The 17566-nt window shown below is 67.3% G+C and carries 15 protein-coding genes and 1 pseudogene; 10 read left to right on the plus strand and 6 right to left on the minus strand.

Translation table 11 applies throughout. The features are described 5' to 3' along the window. Positions 1–10 precede the first annotated feature (10 nt). Both FDA38_RS33845 and FDA38_RS33850 read left to right on the plus strand, forming a co-directional pair. On the plus strand, positions 11–1585 hold the full coding sequence (locus FDA38_RS33845) for a glucoamylase family protein (RefSeq protein WP_137258244.1): 1575 nt from the start codon (positions 11–13) through the stop codon (positions 1583–1585). A gap of 11 nt (positions 1586–1596) precedes the next feature. After that, on the plus strand, positions 1597–3447 hold the full coding sequence (locus FDA38_RS33850; protein ID WP_137258245.1) for a GH39 family glycosyl hydrolase: 1851 nt from the start codon (positions 1597–1599) through the stop codon (positions 3445–3447). A gap of 40 nt (positions 3448–3487) precedes the next feature. Here FDA38_RS33850 and FDA38_RS43275 read toward each other — a convergent pair. After that, positions 3488–4165: pseudogene (locus FDA38_RS43275) on the minus strand (FadR/GntR family transcriptional regulator); the annotation flags it as partial. Positions 4166–4282: 117 nt separating this feature from the next. On the opposite strand from FDA38_RS43275, the gene FDA38_RS33860 reads away from it, so the two are divergent. The 4 genes from FDA38_RS33860 to FDA38_RS33875 are packed head-to-tail and all read left to right on the plus strand — an operon-like array spanning position 4283 to position 8660. Next, complete coding sequence (locus FDA38_RS33860) at positions 4283–5554, plus strand: ABC transporter substrate-binding protein (protein WP_137258247.1); 1272 nt, start codon at positions 4283–4285, stop codon at positions 5552–5554. Then, on the plus strand, positions 5554–6498 hold the full coding sequence (locus FDA38_RS33865; protein ID WP_137258248.1) for a carbohydrate ABC transporter permease: 945 nt from the start codon (positions 5554–5556) through the stop codon (positions 6496–6498). The genes FDA38_RS33860 and FDA38_RS33865 overlap by 1 nt, the downstream gene beginning before the upstream one ends. Next, complete coding sequence (locus FDA38_RS33870) at positions 6488–7336, plus strand: carbohydrate ABC transporter permease (protein WP_137258249.1); 849 nt, start codon at positions 6488–6490, stop codon at positions 7334–7336. The genes FDA38_RS33865 and FDA38_RS33870 overlap by 11 nt, the downstream gene beginning before the upstream one ends. 16 nt (positions 7337–7352) lie before the next feature. After that, positions 7353–8660 (plus strand): alpha-L-fucosidase, encoded by a 1308-nt coding sequence (locus FDA38_RS33875; protein WP_137258250.1) that lies wholly within the window; start codon positions 7353–7355, stop codon positions 8658–8660. Positions 8661–8790: 130 nt separating this feature from the next. On the opposite strand, the gene FDA38_RS33880 is transcribed toward FDA38_RS33875, so the two are convergent. Both FDA38_RS33880 and FDA38_RS33885 read right to left on the minus strand, forming a co-directional pair. Continuing rightward, complete coding sequence (locus FDA38_RS33880) at positions 8791–9345, minus strand: MaoC family dehydratase (protein WP_325053128.1); 555 nt, start codon at positions 9343–9345, stop codon at positions 8791–8793. Between the two features lie 57 nt (positions 9346–9402). Then, on the minus strand, positions 9403–9933 hold the full coding sequence (locus FDA38_RS33885; RefSeq protein ID WP_137258252.1) for a general stress protein: 531 nt from the start codon (positions 9931–9933) through the stop codon (positions 9403–9405). Between the two features lie 75 nt (positions 9934–10008). Between FDA38_RS33885 and FDA38_RS33890 the strand changes: the two genes are divergently transcribed. Continuing rightward, positions 10009–11115, plus strand: a complete 1107-nt coding sequence (locus tag FDA38_RS33890; RefSeq protein WP_233715090.1) for a magnesium and cobalt transport protein CorA — start codon at positions 10009–10011, stop codon at positions 11113–11115. A 175-nt stretch (positions 11116–11290) separates the two neighbouring features. Then, positions 11291–12307, plus strand: coding sequence for an ArsR/SmtB family transcription factor (locus FDA38_RS33895; RefSeq protein WP_137258253.1), 1017 nt, complete (start codon positions 11291–11293; stop codon positions 12305–12307). A 79-nt stretch (positions 12308–12386) separates the two neighbouring features. On the opposite strand, the gene FDA38_RS33900 is transcribed toward FDA38_RS33895, so the two are convergent. Continuing rightward, complete coding sequence (locus FDA38_RS33900) at positions 12387–13577, minus strand: acyl-CoA dehydrogenase family protein (protein ID WP_137258254.1); 1191 nt, start codon at positions 13575–13577, stop codon at positions 12387–12389. A gap of 106 nt (positions 13578–13683) precedes the next feature. Then, positions 13684–15132: a serine/threonine-protein kinase gene (locus tag FDA38_RS33905; protein WP_233715091.1), complete on the minus strand. Its 1449-nt coding sequence runs from the start codon at positions 15130–15132 to the stop codon at positions 13684–13686. 131 nt (positions 15133–15263) lie between these two features. Between FDA38_RS33905 and FDA38_RS33910 the strand changes: the two genes are divergently transcribed. Beyond that, on the plus strand, positions 15264–15920 hold the full coding sequence (locus FDA38_RS33910) for a peptidylprolyl isomerase (RefSeq protein WP_137258255.1): 657 nt from the start codon (positions 15264–15266) through the stop codon (positions 15918–15920). A 41-nt stretch (positions 15921–15961) separates the two neighbouring features. Then, entirely contained in the window at positions 15962–16570 is a 609-nt protein-coding gene (locus FDA38_RS33915) for a VOC family protein (protein WP_137258256.1), read from the plus strand. Here the strand turns inward: FDA38_RS33915 and FDA38_RS33920 are convergent. Continuing rightward, positions 16567–17529, minus strand: coding sequence for an HpcH/HpaI aldolase/citrate lyase family protein (locus FDA38_RS33920; RefSeq protein WP_137258257.1), 963 nt, complete (start codon positions 17527–17529; stop codon positions 16567–16569). The genes FDA38_RS33915 and FDA38_RS33920 overlap by 4 nt on opposite strands. Positions 17530–17566: the final 37 nt, after the last annotated feature.

The raw sequence follows: 17566 nt of genomic DNA on the forward strand, positions 1-17566 counted from the left end.
GAGACCTTTGATGACCGCCTTCATCAGTCGCCGTACCTTACTTGCTTCCACCGGCGCCCTCGCGCTCGCCGGCGCCACCGCACCCGCCTATGGCGGATCACTCTCGCCCGCCCAGACATTGAAAGAGGGTTGGACTCCCAGCCGGTCCGACAAGGCGTTGGTGGGGAGGTGGGCTCGGGACACGTGGCGCAGCTTGGTCGCCATGACCGATGAGCACACCGGACTGCCCGCGGACAACATCGGGGAGTCGGTGACGAACCCGGTGCGGAGCAACTACACGTCCCCCACCAACATCGGCGGCTACCTGTGGAGCACGGTCGTCGCCAAGCACCTCGGGATCATCTCGCCGCAGGAGTCCTTGCGGCGGATCACGCAGACGCTGACGACGATGAAGAACGCCGTACATCACGAGCCCAGCGGGATGTACTTCAACTGGTACGACGAAGCCACCGGCGCGGTCCGGACCGTCGACCCGGACGGCACCAAGCCGATCACGCCGTTCGTGTCGAGTGTCGACAACGCCTGGTTCGCCTGCGCGCTGATGGTCGTCCGGAACGCCGAGCCGCGCGCCCGCGCCCTGGCCGACTCCGTGCTCGGCCGGATGAACTTCAAGTTCTACTACAACCCCGACGCCCGCCCCGGCGGTCTGATGCGCGGCGGATTCTTCGAAACGCCGCCGCCGGACGAGGAGACCGACAAGGGCAACCACGCCGGCGTCGGCCCGGACGTGTACTACCGCAAGTTCCACTACGACACCTGCAACACCGAGGCGCGGATCGCCGGCTACATGGGCTTCGCCCTCGGTCAGGTCCCGCACACGCAGTACTTCGCGACGTACCGCACCTTCCCGGATACGTGTGACTGGTCGTGGGTGGAGCAGAAGCCGAAGGGCGTGCACCGGACGTACCTCGGACTGGACGTCTTCGAAGGCACCTACTCGTACCGCGGTATGCGGATCGTGCCGTCGTGGGGCGGCGACATGTTCGAGCCGCTGATGCCCGACCTGTTCATCCCGGAAGCGACCTGGGCGCCGCGGAGCTGGGGCATCAACCACCCGCTCACGGTCCGCGCGCATATCGAGCACGGTCTCGACGACGCGAAGTACGGCTATTGGGGCTTCTCCCCCGCGTCGAACCCGAAGGGCGGGTACTCCGTCTACGGCGTCGAGGCGCTCGGCATGGACCCGACCGGCTACCCGTCCGACCTCGAGGGCACCAACTTCGACGGCGGCTTCGAGGGCTGTCGCGAGGGCACCAACCCGAACCCGACGTACGGCGACGGCGTCGTCACCCCGCACGCTGCCTTCCTGGCGATGGCGTACGCACCGCGGCAGGCGATCGACAACCTGAGCAAGATCGAGAAGAACCTGCACGCGTACGGCGGTGGCGGGTTCTACGACTCGGTCGCGGTGAAGTCCGGGCTGATCGCGAAGCGGTACCTGTCCCTCGACCAGGCCATGGTGATGGGTGCCATCGGCAACGTGTTCGGCAACGACCTGATCCGGCGCAGCTTCGGCAGCCGGACGGTGGAGAGTCGGATCCGGCCGCTGATCGCGATGGAGAAGTTCGAATCCGGCCTCGAGTAGGAGACTCTTTCATGCAGAACGACGCCCAGAGATCGGCCCAGACCGACTGGGACGAGCGGATCGCGCTCCGCAGTGACGAGGAGCGCGAGTTCGCCTTCCCGGACCTCGATCCGCCCAAGGAGGTCAGCGCGGTCGGCGGTGTCGGTCAGGTGACGATCGACTGGTCGCCGGTCGACGGCGCCGCCGGGTACCTGATCCTGCGCGGCGCCGGCGAGCACGGCCCGCTGGAGCCGGTCGATCATCACAGCCGGGACATCCTGTCGATCCCGGCACCTCCGTACGTCGACACGACCTGCACGCCCGGCACGCCGTACCGCTATGCGGTGGTGAGCGTGCCGGAGGTGACCGCGACGAACGGACGGGCGAGCGCGATGGCCGGCGCCGTACCGCTGGTTGCTGATGGCACCGTTCCGGCCGTCGAGGTGACGGTGGATGTGGTTGCTGAGGGCACCGAGTTGGCCAAGCCGTGGGTGCCGATGGTCGGCAGCGAACGACTCAGCCAGCTGCTCTGTACGGACCGCACCGGCGGGCACGAGATCGGCGTCGAGCTCGAGGACGCGCTGCGCCGGATGCACGACGAGATCGGCGTACGCACGGTTCGCGCGCACGCGATCTTCCACGACGACACGCACGTGGTCACCGAGTCCGGCTACGACTTCTCCGTCGTGGACACGATCTACGACAAGCTGCTCGCGATCGGGCTGCGGCCGGTCGTCGAGCTGGGCTTCATGCCGCGTGAGCTCGCCAGTGATCCGTCGAAGAAGGTCTTCGAGTACGGCGCGATCATCTCGCCGCCGGCGTCGTACCAGGCGTGGCACGACCTGGTGCGCGCACTGGTGCAGCACCTGGTCGACCGCTACGGCCTCGACGAGGTGCTGACCTGGGACTTCGAGGTGTGGAACGAAGCCAACCTCGAGGTCTTCTGGTCCGGCACCAAGGCCGAGTGGATGCAGCTGTACGACGTCTCCGCCGCGGCTGTGAAGTCCGTGGATCCACGCCTCGCGGTCGGCGGGCCGTCGTCCGCCGCGGCCGGTTGGGTCGACGATCTGCTCGTACACGCAGCCGCGAACGGCTCGCCGGTGGACTTCGTGTCGACGCATACGTACGGTTCGCCGCCGCTCGACGTACGGGCGTCGCTGGAACGGCACGGGTTCGGGGACGCGCGGGTGCTGTGGACCGAGTGGGGCGTGACGCCGACGCACTTCAACCCGATCAACGACTCGGTCTTCTCCGGGGTGTTCCTGCTCCGCGGCATGAAGTCGGCGGCCGGGCGGATCGACGCGCTGTCGTACTGGGTTGCCTCGGACCACTTCGAGGAGCTCGGTCGGCCGCCGCGTCTGCTGCACGGCGGGTTCGGCCTGCAAACCGTTGGTGGGTTGGCAAAACCGCGCTACCACGCGATGACGCTGCTGAGCCGGCTCGGCCCGGTCGAGCTCCCCGTCACCCTCGACGGCGACGGCGCCGACAGCCTGGTCGAGGCGTGGGCGTCACGGGATCGCGACCGGATCGCCGTACTGCTGTGGAATCTCACCCTCGATCAGACGAAGGCGGACGGCGCATCTGAGCTGACCCGCAACATTCGTCTGCAGCTACCGGGCGTCGACCCGGCCTGGGAGGCGACCGCAACCACCCTGGCGATCGGCTCCGGTGACATCGCCGCGGCTGCCGAAGGTCTGCCCGACTGGCCGACGGACGAGGAGCTTGCCGACCTCGCCGAGCGGAGCAAGCTCGTCAGTACTCCACTGGAGTTGCCCGACGGAGCGGTCGAACTGTCCCTCCCGATGCCGAGCGCAGTTCTCGTGGAGCTGCAGAACCCCTTGCTTGCCCCACCCCACCGCCCCGGTCAGGCTCGTCGAGATTGACGGCCTCCTGGATCCACCGCTCCACCCCTGCGATGTGAACCGTCGCCCAGGACCTGGCCACCTCCGGCTCGCGCCCCTCGATCGCATCGAGGATGGCGCGATGCTCGGCCAGCGTCCGGGCGACGGCGTCGTTCTGCGTCAGCCCCCGCCAGATCCGCGCCCGGTACGTCGGTTGCCGCAGACTGTCGATGATCGAGGCCAGGGCCCGATTGCCACTCCCCAGCGCCACCACCTTGTGGAACTCCACGTCGCTGGTCAGCAGATCCTCGACCGACGGCTCCGGCCCCAGCTCGTCGAGCATCTTGCGCAGCGCGGCAATGTCGTCGTCCGCCATCCGCAGCGCCGCCCGGGCGGCCGCGGCCGGCTCGAGAATCCGCCGTACCTCGAAGAACTCCAGGACCGACGCGTCCTGATGCAGGTCGAGGACGAAACCCATCGTCTCCATCAGCAGGGACGGATCGAGACTGGTCACGAACGTGCCGTCGCCCTGCCGGACCTCGAGCACCCGGATCAGCGCGAGCGCCTTCACCGCTTCGCGTAACGAGTTCCGCGACAGGCCGAGGCGGGCGGCCAGGTCGGCCTCCCGCGGCAGGCGATCGCCGGGCCGCAGTTCCCCGGCCACGATCATCTGCTTGATCCGATCGATGGCTTCGTCGGTGACGCGCATCGCCTCACCTCCTGAATCTGCTGAGACATCCGATGTTCCTGCACGATACATCGGATGTCTAGGGCCGAATGGCCGGTTCAGGTCGTGAATTATGGCGCTGAGGTGTTGACTGCGCCGAATGCTTCCGACTATAGATCGGATGACTAGCACATCCCCTGGAGGTCAGCGATGAAAGCATCACCGGCGCGGACACGCCGCTGGGTCACCGCCGCTCTGTCGGTTCTGGCCCTGACCGCCGTGGCCGCCTGCGGGGGCAACAACGGCAGTAGCGGTAGTAGTTCGGGATCGGCCGACAAGGCAGACCTGACCTGGTCGTTCTGGATTGCCGGCAGCGAGGACCAGGCCGCCTGGCAGAAGGTCGCCGACCAGGCCCACACCGATCACGCCGGGATCACCGTCAAGCTCCAAGGGGCTCCCTGGGACAGCTACTGGTCGAAGATCGGGACCACGCTGGCCGGCGGCAAGGCACCGTGCATCATCGGCATGCAGAGCCTGCGGATGGCGTCGTACGCCAGCGCGATGCTGCCGCTGGACGACCTGATGAAGAAATACGGCCTGAAGACCGAGGACTTCGACAAGCCGATCATGGACGGCCTGAAGGCGGACGGGAAGCAGATCGCGATCCCGTACGACTCCGGCCCGATGGTGATCTTCTACAACAAGGACATGTTCAAGGCAGCCGGCGTACCGGACCCGAAGCCGGGCTGGACGATGGACGAGTTCAAGGCTGCCGCGAAGAAGCTGACGGCCGCCGGCAAGACCGGCCTGGTGACGACCCCCGGCGACCTCGGCACGATGTCCTGGGTACGGACGATGACCGGCGCGGAGCCGCTGTCCGACGGCAAGCTCAACCTGACCGACTCGAAGTTCGAGCAGGGCTTCTCGCAGTACGCCGACTTCGTCAAGACCGACAAGATCGCCCCGCAGGTGCCGGGCGGTAACCCGGACTTCGAGACCCAGCAGTTCACCGGCGGCAAGGCGGCGATGCAGCTGAACGGTCCGTGGTCGCTGATCGACACCAAGGGCAAGGTCAAGTTCGACCTCGGTATCGCGCCGATCCCGGCCGGTGCGGACGGATCGAAGACCTACACCGCCGGTTCAGGCTTCGGTATCTCCCGGTCCTGCAAGACGCCCGACGCGGCCTTCCAGGCGATCATGTCGATGACGAGTGAGAAGCCGCTGACCGTACTGGCGCAGGCCGGCCGCGCGTACCCGGCCCGTACCGTGGCGCACCCGGCCTGGTTCACCGCCGCCGGTATCGACGGCGCGAAGGAGACCATCGACTACGCCTCCGAGAACTCGATCCCGCTGGTCACCTCGAAGAACTGGGTCCAGGTCGCCGACCTGCTCAACCGGTTCGGGACGCAGGCGCTGAACGGCGAGATCCCGCCCGACCAGGCGCTGAAGACCATCCAGGACCAGGCAGGCGCTGGGTCGTAATGGCAACCGACACGACAACCGTCGCTCCCCCGGGCGCACCTTCGGGTGCCGTCCGGGCGGGGCGCCGGCCCGCGTTGCGCCGGGACGGTCGGTACGCGTCGGTCTTCCTGGCTCCGAGCCTGGTCGGGCTGGCCCTGTTCACGTTGTTCCCGACCGCGATGGCCCTGGGCATCAGCCTGTTCGACTGGCCGGTGTTCGGCGATCGCTCGTTCCTCGGCTTCGACAACTACTCGCACCTGTTGCACGACCCGGTGTTCCGCCGGGTGGTGCTCAACACCGTGCTGTTCGTGGTGCTGTACGTCCCGCTGAACGTCGTCGTCTCGCTCGGGCTCGCGGTCTGGCTCGGCCCGCAGATCAGGGGCCGCCAGGTGTTCCGGGTGCTGTTCTTCATCCCGGTGATGACGCCGATGGTCGCCAACGTGATGGTCTGGCGGCTGTTGTTCCAGCCCGGTGGGCTGATCGACGGCGGCCTGCAGAGCTGGTTCGGCATCGACGCGCCGAACTTCCTCGGCTCGTCGAACTGGGCGATGCCGGCGATCGTGGCGATGTCGATCTGGCAGGGGTTCGGGTACAACTTCCTGGTCTTCTCGGCCGCGATCGACCAGGTGCCGCAGTCGCAGCTGGAGTCCGCGCAGATCGACGGTGCCGGGCCGCTGCAGCGGTTCCGCTACATCACCTGGCCGATGATCACCCCGTCGATGTTCTTCGCCACCACCCTGACGCTGATCACCTCGTTCCAGGTGTTCGCGCAACCGTTCATCCTGACCCAGGGCGGTCCGGGCGTGGCGACCCAGACCATCGTCATGTACGTCTACAACCAGGGCTGGCAGTTCCTCCAGATGGGACTGGCGTCCGCGGCCGGCTGGGTGCTGTTCGTGATCATCATGGGCATCACCGCGATCCAGTTCGTCGGGCAGAAGCGGTGGGTGAACTATGACGTCTGAGACCAACAGCACCGCCCGCAAGGTCCGCAGCGGTGTCTCGCACACCCTGCTGGTCGTCGTGGCGATCGTCTTCCTCGCTCCGTTGGTGTACGCCGTTTCGACGTCGCTGAAGCCTGCCGACGAGGTGTTCACCCCGACGCCGCACCTGTTCGGCTCCGAGATCCGCTGGAAGAACTACGCGGACGCCTTCACGTTCGCCCCGTTCGACCGGTACTTCCTGAACAGCCTGTTCGTCGCGGTCGCGGGCACCCTGGTGGTGGTCGTCGCCTCGAGCATGTCGGCGTACGCCTTCGCGCGGTTGAAATTCAGGGGCCGTGAGCAACTGTTCGTGCTGTTCCTGGGCACGCTGATGGTGCCGCAGGAAGTGCTGATCGTGCCGATGTACTGGCTGATGCAGTCGCTCGGCTGGGTGGACAGCTACTGGGCGCTGATCCTGCCGTGGGCCTTCACCGCGTTCGGCACGTTCCTGCTGAGACAGTTCTTCCTGACCGTGCCGGCCGAGCTCGAGGAAGCGGCCCGGGTGGACGGCTGTGGCCCGTTCCGGTCGTTCCTGCGGATCATGCTGCCGCTGGCGCGGCCGGCCATCGCCGTACTCACCGTCTTCACGTTCATCAGTTTCTGGGGCAGCTTCCTCTGGCCGTTGATCATCATCAACAGCGTCGAGGACAAGGGCACCGTGCCGCTCGGCCTGGCGCAGTTCGTCGGCCAGCAGGGCACCCAATGGAACCTGATGATGGCGGCCTCGATCATGGCGATGATCCCGACCGTTCTTCTTGTGGTCCTGCTGCAGAAGCACCTTGTCCGCGGCCTGCTCGTGACCGGTCTGGGCGGCCGCTAATCCTAAGGAGAGTTGTATGACCGACGCGCCTCCCGCGCATTCTGTCGAGAAGTTCCGCGACTGGCGGTTCGGCCTGTTCGTCCACTGGGGCCTGTACTCGCTGCCGGCCCGGCACGAGTGGGTGAAGAACCGCGAACGGCTCACCGACGAGGACTACCAGCCGTACTTCGACCACTTCGAGCCCGACCTGTACGACCCGGTCAAGTGGGCCCGCGCGGCCCGTGGGGCCGGCATGAAGTACGCCGTACTCACGACCAAGCACCACGAGGGCTTCTGCCTGTGGGACTCGGAGGTGTCCGACTACACGGTCGCGCACACGGCGTGGGGCAAGGACAAGGATCTCGTCCGCCAGTTCGTCGAGGCCTGCCGGGCCGAGGGGCTCGGGGTCGGGTTCTACCACTCGCTGATCGACTGGCACCACCCGGAGTTCCCGATCGACGTCGTCCACCCACAGCGGTACGACGAGGAGGCGCAGGCGAAGGCAGCCGGACGCGACGTCCAGGTGTACGCCGACTACCTGCACGCGCAGACCCGTGAGCTGCTGACGAACTACGGGCCGATCGACATCATGTGGTTCGACTTCTCGTACCCGAACCGGAACCGCGAGGACGGGCTGCCCGGGCCGGGCAACGGCAAGGGCAAGGACGAGTGGCGGTCGGTCGAGCTGATGGCGATGGTCCGGGAGTTGCAGCCGGACATCCTGATCAACGACCGGCTGGACATCCCCGGTGACTTCGTGACGCCGGAGCAGTACCAGCCGGACGGTCCGATGGAGCGCGACGGCGTACCCGTGCTGTGGGAGGCGTGCCAGACGCTGAACGGCAGCTGGGGGTACGACCGGGACAACCTCGACTGGAAGTCACCGGAGACGCTGGTGAAGATGCTGGTCGACTCGGTCTCCAAGGACGGCAACCTGCTGCTCAACGTCGGTCCGACCGGGCGCGGCGAGTTCGACCCGCGGGCGCTGGCGACGCTGGCGTCGATCGGTGAGTGGATGCGGCTGCACGAGCGCTCCATCCGCGGGGCGCGGCCGTCGAAGTACACGCCGCCGACCGACGCTCGCTACACGCAGAAGGGCGACCGTCTCTACCTGCATCTGTTCTCCTGGCCGATGGGCCACGTCCACCTCCCCGGCCTCGGCGGGAAGGTCAAGTACGCCCAACTCCTGAACGACGCCTCCGAGATCAAGCGCGTCCCCAACGACCCGAACCAAACCGCCCAGAACACCCGCATGGGCGGCGTCTCCCCCGACACCCTCACCCTCAAGCTGCCGATTCAGAGGCCGAACGTCGAGGTCCCGGTCATCGAACTGTTCCTAAGCTGACGAACAACCCGCCCGCCAGCCGGCTACGCCGGCCGGCGGGCGGGTGATGTACAGGCGCGAGGCCTCAGAATCCAGCGCCGCAGGCTGCTTTTCCACCTCGCCCGGCCGGCGGAGCCGGCCGGGCGAGGTGCTAGGACGTGGGGGTCGGACGGCCTGGCTGCTCTCCGCCTCTGGCTTCCAGGTAGCTGTTCTTCGGGACCATGACCTTGCGGCGGAAGAGGCAGACGACGGTGCCGTCCTGTTTGTAGCCCTTGGTTTCTACGTGGACTATGCCGCGGTCGTCCTTCGACTTCGACTCCCACTTGTCCAGGACCACGGTCTCGCCGTAGATGGTGTCGCCGTGGAACGTCGGCGCGACGTGGCGGAGTGACTCGATCTCCAGGTTCGCGATCGCCTTGCCGCTCACGTCGGGGACCGACATGCCGAGCAGGATCGAGTAGATATAGTTGCCCACCACAACGTTCTTGCCGAACTGGGTGGTCTCTTCGGCGTAGTGCGCGTCCAGATGCAGCGGATGATGGTTCATCGTCAGCAGGCAGAACAGGTGGTCGTCGTACTCCGTCACCGTCTTGCCTGGCCAGTGCTTGTAGACGGCACCGACCTCGAACTCCTCGTAGCTGCGCCCGAACTGCATCGCGGTTCCTCCTCGGTCCTGGATTCCCCATGCTGCCGGGTCCAGGCGCATCCGGACCGTGGTCTGGCTCTCACCGGCGCGAGAGATACATCACCCGACCAGTCGTGCTCAGTCCTGGGTGGGCTGCTGCACCGTGTGATCCGGCATCCGCGGGTGGACCTCGCCCTTGAGCGCCAGCTTGGCCAGGTGATTCCGCGCCTCTTCAGCGAACTTGAAGTCGCACAGTACGTCGTACGTCGTCGCCACCACCGCGGTCCGCGAGGTGAAGTCACGCCGGCCGGCGGACTGCGCGTAGCTCAGACCACCGAACACCAGACCGAAGAACGCACCGAGCACCACACCGGTGAGCAGCGCCGCGAGCCAGTTGCCCGTGGTGAACAGCCCCAGCAGCAGACCGACGAACAGACCGAACCACGCGCCGCTGGCCAGACCCGCGGTCAGCGCGCGGCCCCAGGTGAGCCGGCCGGTGATCTTCTCGACCTGGCGCAGGTTGTTGCCGACGATGGTCGTGTGCTCCACCGGGAACTTCTCGTCCGAGAGATAGTCGACAGCTCGCTGCGCCTCCCGGTAGGTGTCGTACGTCCCGATCGTCAGGCCGGTCGGTCTGGGGTCCATCGAGGGCATGCCCTGCGTGGTCATCGTCGTTCCTCTCCACGTGCGTCCACCCCCATCATTGCCGACAGCTGGTTACCGCGTCTTGATAGCCTCGCCGTGATGGCCGGGCGACGGTGGGACATGGGCGCGACACGCCGAGTTGGAGGGTTCTTCGCCCGCCGCGGCGGTGCTGACGGCCGTCCGCCGGACGACGTGGTCACCGGCAAGCTCGAGGGCGCTCTGATCGACTGGGGCCTCTACCGGGACGGCGTGCGCGACCAGCGGGTCAATTCGTACACCGACGCGCTGGCCAGGGCACGGCGCGGTCAGGGGTTCGTCTGGATCGGCCTGTTCGAGCCGACCGACCACCAGCTCGCCATCATCGGCCACGAGTTCGGACTGCACCCGCTGGCGCTCGAGGACGCCTCCGAGGCACACCAGCGACCCAAACTCGAGCGGTACGCCGACACCCTGTTCGCGGTCTTCAAAACGGTCACGTACGTCCCGCACCGGGACCTGACCGCCACGAGCGAGGTGGTGGCGACCGGTGAGGTCATGGTCTTCTGCGGACCCGGATTCGTCGTCACGGTCCGGCACGGTGAACACAGTGAGCTGACCGGGCTGCGCCAGGAACTGGAGAAGGAGCCGAAGAGGCTGGCCACCGGTCCGGGCGCAGTACTGCATGCGATCGCCGACCACGTCGTAGACCGGTACCTGGAGGTCGCGGACGCCGTACAGGCCGACATCGACTCGATCGAGACCGGCATGTTCACACCGCGTGGCTGGCGGAACATCGACAAGGTCTACCAGCTGAAGCGCGAGGTGCTGGAGCTGAAGCGGGCCGTGGCGCCGCTGACCGGGCCGATGCGCGCACTGTCGACCCTGCGGAACCCGCTGATCGCCGACGAGACCAGGAACTACTTCCGCGACGTCGACGACCACCTGCAACGAGTGAAGGAGCAGGTGATCTCGTTCGACGAGCTGCTCAGCTCGATCCTGCAGGCCGGGCTGGCCCAGGTGCAGGTGGCCGAGAACGAGGACATGCGGCGGATCTCGGCCTGGGTGGCCATCCTCGCGGTGCCGACGATGATCGCCGGTATCTACGGCATGAACTTCGACTACATGCCCGAACTGCGGCTCAAGTACGCGTACTTCGTCGTACTCGGCGTGATGGCGTCCGCGTGTTTCGTCCTTTACCGGTTGTTCAAGCGGAACCACTGGCTGTGACCCGGGTGTTCTCTACCGTCTGAAACACGACTTGGCAACCTTTTGCCATGGCCGGGAGTCCTTGCGGATTGGAATGTTCAAACGGTTGTGGACCGATCCGCTGCCTTGATTGAATTCTGCCGTCGCGTTCGGTCAGGAATCGAGCACGTTCTGCGACCAAGGGGAGGGACCAGCTGTGCTTCGAATCCACTTCACGCCACGGGACCTTGCCCGCGTCACCGTCGCGACCAAGCCGGCGCCGCTGTGGGAGGTGCTGCTCAGCCTGCACATGCTGCAGCACTCGGACGGCCGGCTGATCTTCGAGGACTGGCGCCGTCAGGTACGGGCCAGGGTCGCGCCGGACCAGATGCGGCTGCTGCTGGAGCTGACACCCTCGAAGGGTTACTCCCCCGATTTCCTGACGCCGGCGGAGTCCGCACCGGACTTCGACTCCGCGCTGGAGCAGACGCTGGCCACACCGCGGCAGCAGCTCCGCAGCCAGCTCGACCTGCTCGCGACGTACCGTCCGGCGTCGCCGTGGACGCGGGAGCTGGCGCAGGGCGGCCGGACGTCGATGCACAAGCTCGGCCGGGCCATCCGGACGTACCACGACGCGGCGATCGCGCCGTACTGGAAGTCGATCGGCACGCATGTGTCCGCGGACCACGCCCATCGTGGGGAGGCGTTGGCCCGTCACGGGGTGGACCGGCTGCTGTCGTCGCTGCATCCGCGGGTCCGGTGGGTGGCACCGGTCCTGCAGGTGCTGGACATGAACGACCGCGATCTGTATCTCGATGGCAGGGGAATCGAGTTGCAGCCGTCGGCGTTCTGCTGGCAGGTACCGACGAAGCTGCGGGACCCGGACCTCAAACCGATCCTGGTGTACCCGATCCAGCACGCGCCGGGGATCCTGCGGCAGGCGTCGGCGGAACCTGCGCTCTCGAGTGATCCGCTGAGCTCACTGCTCGGCTCGACCCGCGCGGCCGCGCTGGAGGCGACCGTCAGCGGCTGTACGACGACGGAGCTGGCGAAACGCTGCAACATCTCCCCGGCCGCCGCCAGCCACCAGGCGACGGTACTGCGGGAGGCCGGCCTGATCACCACCCGCCGGGCCGGTGCGTCGGTGCGCCACGAAATCACCCAGCTGGGCATCTGGCTGCTGTCCGGCTACGGCTCCGGCCACACCCGTCCGCCGGCGCAGGCACCCGTCTAGCCCCCCACTCCCCTGCCCCGCCACACGCTGGGCCGACCGGCACCGCCCCGCCTGTCGACCCAGCGTGCCGGCCGGTTCGTCAGAGCTTGTAGTCCTCGAGCAGGCGACGGCCGATGATCATGCGCTGGATGTCGGCCGTACCTTCGCCGATCAGGAGCATCGGCGCCTCGCGGTAGAGGCGCTCGATCTCGTACTCCTTGGAGAACCCGTACCCGCCGTGGATGCGGAACGAGTCCTCCACCACCTGAGAGCAGTACTCACTGGCCAGGTACTTCGCCACGCCGGCCTCGAAGTCGTTGCGGGAGCCGCTGTCCTTCTTCCGGGCCGCCTTCACCATCAGCTCGTGCGCCGCCTCGACCTTGACCGCCATGTCGGCCAGCCGGAACAGCACGGCCTGGTGCTCGGCGATCTTCTTGCCGAACGTCTCCCGCTGCTGCGCGTACGAGATGCCCAGCTCGAACGCCCGTCGCGCGACACCGCACCCGCGCGCCGCGACGTTCACCCGGCCGACCTCGACGCCGTCCATCATCTGGTAGAAACCCTTGCCCGGTACGCCGCCGAGGATCTGGGCGCCGTCGATCCGGTAGCCGTCGAAGACCAGCTCGGTGGTGTCGACGCCCTTGTAGCCCATCTTCTCGATCTTGCCGGGAATCGTGAGGCCCTTGTCGACCTCACCGAACCCGGGCTCCTTCTCGACCAGGAACGTGGTCATGTTCTTGTAGACCGAATCCTCCCCCTCGTCGGTCTTCACGAGGACGGCGACCAGGTTCGACGAGCCGCCGTTGGTCAGCCACATCTTCTGGCCGTTGACGACGTAGCTCTCGCCGTCCTTGACGGCCTTGGTCTTGATCGCGGCGACGTCGGAACCGCAGCCCGGCTCGGACATCGAGAACGCGCCGCGGACCTCACCGGTCGCCATCCGGGGCAGGTACTTCTGCTTCTGCTCGTCGGTGCCGTGCTGGAGCAGCATGTACGCGACGATGAAATGCGTGTTGATGATGCCGGAGACGCTCATCCAGCCGCGGGCGATCTCCTCGACGCACAGCGCGTAGGTCAGCAGCGATTCGCCCAGGCCGCCGTACTCCTCGGGGATCATCAGCCCGAACAGGCCGAGCTCCTTGAGACCCTCGACGATCTCGGTCGGGTACTCGTCGCGGTGCTCGAGCTCGGTGGCGACCGGGAGGATCTCCGCCTCGACGAACGCGCGCACCGTCTTCAGGATCTCCTCCTGGATGTCGGTCAGCCCGTCGGTCTGCTGCAGCCTGCTCATCCTCGGCTCCTTCGGTCGGCTTACCCGCGAGTATCGCGGTTTTCAGCATCCCGGTACGAGGGTGACACCCGCTGTGACACCGACCACCTGACGGAGGTCGCGTGGCTCACTCGTCGTTGTTGTTGTGGTCCTGGCGCGGCAGTGCCTGGCCGACCGTCTGGAACAGCGCGGCGATCTGCGGCGTCGCCTGCCAGCGGTGGTGCTGCTGTGCCTCGAACAGACGTTGCCGGGCGGCGTAGAAGTTCCGCGCCGCCGAGCCCAGGTCGCCGTGGTCGAGCGCTTCGGCAGCCCGGTCCAACTGCTGCGCCGCGTCGCGTGGCGCCTTGCTGCGGCTGCCCTGCTGCGTCGCGCGGACCTGTGCGGCCAGCGTCCTCAGGTTCTGCACCAGGGCAGCCTGCGGGTTCTGCTGGGTCTCCTTGGTCGGAGTCGGCTTGGGCGTGGGCTTCTTCGACGGAGTCTTCGAGGGCGTCGGCTTCGGTGTCGCCTTGGGAGCGCTGGTCGCCTTCACCACCGGCGCAGACGGCGTACCACCAGCCTGTGCCGGCGGATCAGTCGTCACACCGGACCGGAGCAGCAGAGCGCCCACCACGCCGGCTACGACAACAGCAGCCGCCACACCGATCTTGGCCAGCGGGAGCGCACGTCGCGGCGCCCGGTGCCCACTGCTGGTCTCCGCGTCGTCCTCTTCCCACTTCCCGACGCCAAGGACCTCTGCAGCGGCGGCAGGTGGGGTGAAAGCCAGCACCTGGGTCTGGCTGGCCGGTGTGAGGAGTGCGGCCACGTCAGCGGACGACGACGGGCGGTCTGCCGGGTTCTTCGCCAGCAGATGCGTGACGAGGTTCGACAGCTCCGGCGGTACGTCGCTACGCGTGATCGGCGGCGGCGGTACGTCGAGGTGCTGCCGCATCACCACGTCGACAGTCGGACCCGTGAAAGGCGGCGTACCGGTCAGGAGCTCGTGCAGCACGCAGCCGAACGAGTACCAGTCGCTCGCGGGTGTGGCCGGTTCGCCGCGGACCTGCTCCGGCGACACGTACGACGCCGTACCGAGCAGAACGCCCAGTCCGGTCGTCTCGTTGCCGGCCCGCTTGGCGATGCCGAAGTCCGTCATCTTGAGCGTGCCGTCAGGGGCCAGCAGCAGGTTGCCGGGCTTCACGTCGCGGTGGACGATCCCGGCCTCGTGGGCCGCATCCAGCGCGCGGGCGCCCTGGATGGCGATGTCCGTGACCAGCTCGGCCGCCGGGAGGCCCGCAGTACGCATGAGCTTCTGGAGGTCGGGGCCCTGGACGAGCTCCATCACCAGGAAGACACGGTCGCCGGCAGCGCCGACGTCGTACGTCGCGACGACGTTCGGATGGGTCAGCCGGGCTGCGGCCTGCGCCTCCGCCTGGAACCGCTGGACCGCGTCCATGGGGTCGCCGTCGAGACTCCGGAGGAGTTTGACCGCTACCTGCCGGGCGAGGACGATGTCCTCGGCCTGCCACACCTCACCTGCACCGCCCCTGCCGAGCAGGGACATCAACCGGTACCGACCTGCCAGTACCTCGCCGTTCACAAACCACACCTTCCGCAGTGGACCGCAACACCTTAGGCGGGATGCAGCCGAGGATCGAGTCCGCGGTGGAATCCTTCAGAAAGCCTTCCGGAACCTCTGCAGACTGCGATCGGAGTACTACGGTGTGTCGCATGAAGCGATCGATTCCCGCCCTGATCGCGGCCGCCCTCGTCGCCGCGACGCTGACCACCGGTACTGCGTCCGCCGCCCCGGCGCACCGCCCGAAACCCGTCGTCAAATGCGAGTTCACGCCGACGCCCGAGAATCCGGCCGCCAAGCCGGTGCGGATCCCGTCCGCGACCGCGCGGGCGAAGGGCACGGTCGACGTGTTCTTCCTGACGAACTACGGCCCGTTCGTCGTCCGGATGGACCGCGCCAACGCACCGTGTGGCGTGCACAACTTCGTCCACCTGGTGCAGAGCCGGTTCTACGACTCGACGCAGTGCTTCCGGCTGACGAACTCGGCCCGGCTCGGCGTACTGCAGTGCGGCGACATCTACCGCCAGGAAGAGGGCGGACCGGGGTACAAGTTCCCTGACGAGGTGACCGGCAAGGAGACCTACCCGCGCGGCACCGTTGCCTATGGCAACCAGGGTCCGGGCACCAACGGCAGCGAGTTCTTCGTCGTCCACTCGTTCGCGAACATCGCGCCGAACTACACCGTCCTCGGCCACGTCATCGCCGGTATGTCCACCTTCGACCGGATGGTCGCCGCCGGCATCGCCGACCCCGACCAGGACGGCCCGCCGGTGAAGCCGATCCGCATCTACAAGGTCTGGAGCTTCTGAGGGGAGGGTAATTCCCCACCTCCCGGCCTTACCGTGGCGACGTGGGCACCCGCGGACGACCGAGACATCCCGACGTACTGACACCTGCCGAGTGGCGGGTGGTGCACCTGGTGCGGCACGGCCTGTCGAACCGCGAGATCGCACAACGCCGCGGAGTCAGCGTCGACGCGGTCAAGTTCCACGTCGCGAACGCCTTGCTGAAGCTCGGCCTGGACCGCCGGGCCGAGCTTCGCACCTGGCGCGGCGTGCCCGCGGACAGCGCGCTACGAGGACAAGGAGCCCAGGCCATGGAGCTAGGTGACATCGGACAGATCGCCCGCCCGGTCAGCGACATCGCGACCGCGGTCGACTTCTACGGGAAGGTGCTGGGCCTCCCGCACCTCTACACGTTCGGCGATCTCGCCTTCTTCGACTGCGGCGGCACGCGGCTGTTCCTGAGCGCCACCGACGAGCCGGCCGAGCCTTCGATCCTGTACTTCCGCGTCGACGACATCCAGACGGCGTACGACGAACTCCGCGCCCGCGGAGTGGAGTTCGAGCAGGCCCCGCACCTGATTCACAAGCACGACGACGGCGTCGAGGAATGGATGGCGTTCTTCCCCGACCCGGACGGTCACCTGCTGGCGATCATGGCCCAGGTCGGGCCTTAGTCGGCCGGCGGTTGCCAGATGTCGGTGCGTGTCAGGCCGGCGGCGCGGCCCTTGGCGGAGATGACCAGCGCCATCTTTCGGGACGCCTCGTCGATCATCTCGTCACCGAGCATGACCGCACCGCGGCCGCCGCCGGCCGCCGAGGTGTAGTGGTCGTAGGCGTCGAGGATGTTCTCGGCGTGGTCGTAGTCGTCCTGGCGGGGCGAGTAGACCTCGTTCGCGGCGGCGATCTGGTCGGGGTGCAGGACCCACTTGCCGTCGAAGCCGAGCGCGGCCGAGCGGCCCGCCACGCGACGGAAGCCGTCGATGTCCTTGATCTGCAGGTACGGGCCGTCGATCGCCTGCTTCCCGTGCGCCCGCGCGGCCATCAGGATCTGCATCAGGATGTAGTGGTATGCGTCGCCGACGTCGTACCCGGGCGGCTGCTCGCCGACCACCAACGACTTCATGTTGATCGACGCCATGAAATCGGCCGGTCCGAAGATGATCGTCTCGACCCGCGGCGAGGCCTGCGCGATCGCGTTCACATTGGTCAGGCCGAGGGCGTTCTCGATCTGCGCCTCGATGCCGATCCGGCCCGGCTCGTACCCGTGGACTTTCTCCAGCTGGGTGAGGAGCAGGTCGAGTGCGACCACCTGCTCGGCGGTCTGCACCTTCGGCAGCATGATGCAGTCCAGGTTCGCGCCGGCGCCGGCGACGACCTCGATCACGTCGGCGTACGTCCACTCGGTGGTCCAGTCGTTCACCCGGACGACGCGGAGCTTCGTACCCCAGCCGCCCTCGTTCAGCGCGGCGACGATGTTCTTCCGGGCGTCGGCCTTCGCGATCGGCGCGACCGAGTCCTCGAGGTCCAGGAACACCTGGTCGGCGTCCAGCCCCTTCGCCTTGGCCAGGAACCGCGGGTTCGACCCCGGGGTGGCCAGACAAGACCGCCGACTGCGCAAAACCTGTTCCGACATGTGACCTCCACTCGGTTACCCACCGGTCACCGGCAGC

It is taken from the genome of Kribbella jiaozuonensis (assembly GCF_005233875.1).
Taxonomy (GTDB): domain Bacteria; phylum Actinomycetota; class Actinomycetes; order Propionibacteriales; family Kribbellaceae; genus Kribbella; species Kribbella jiaozuonensis.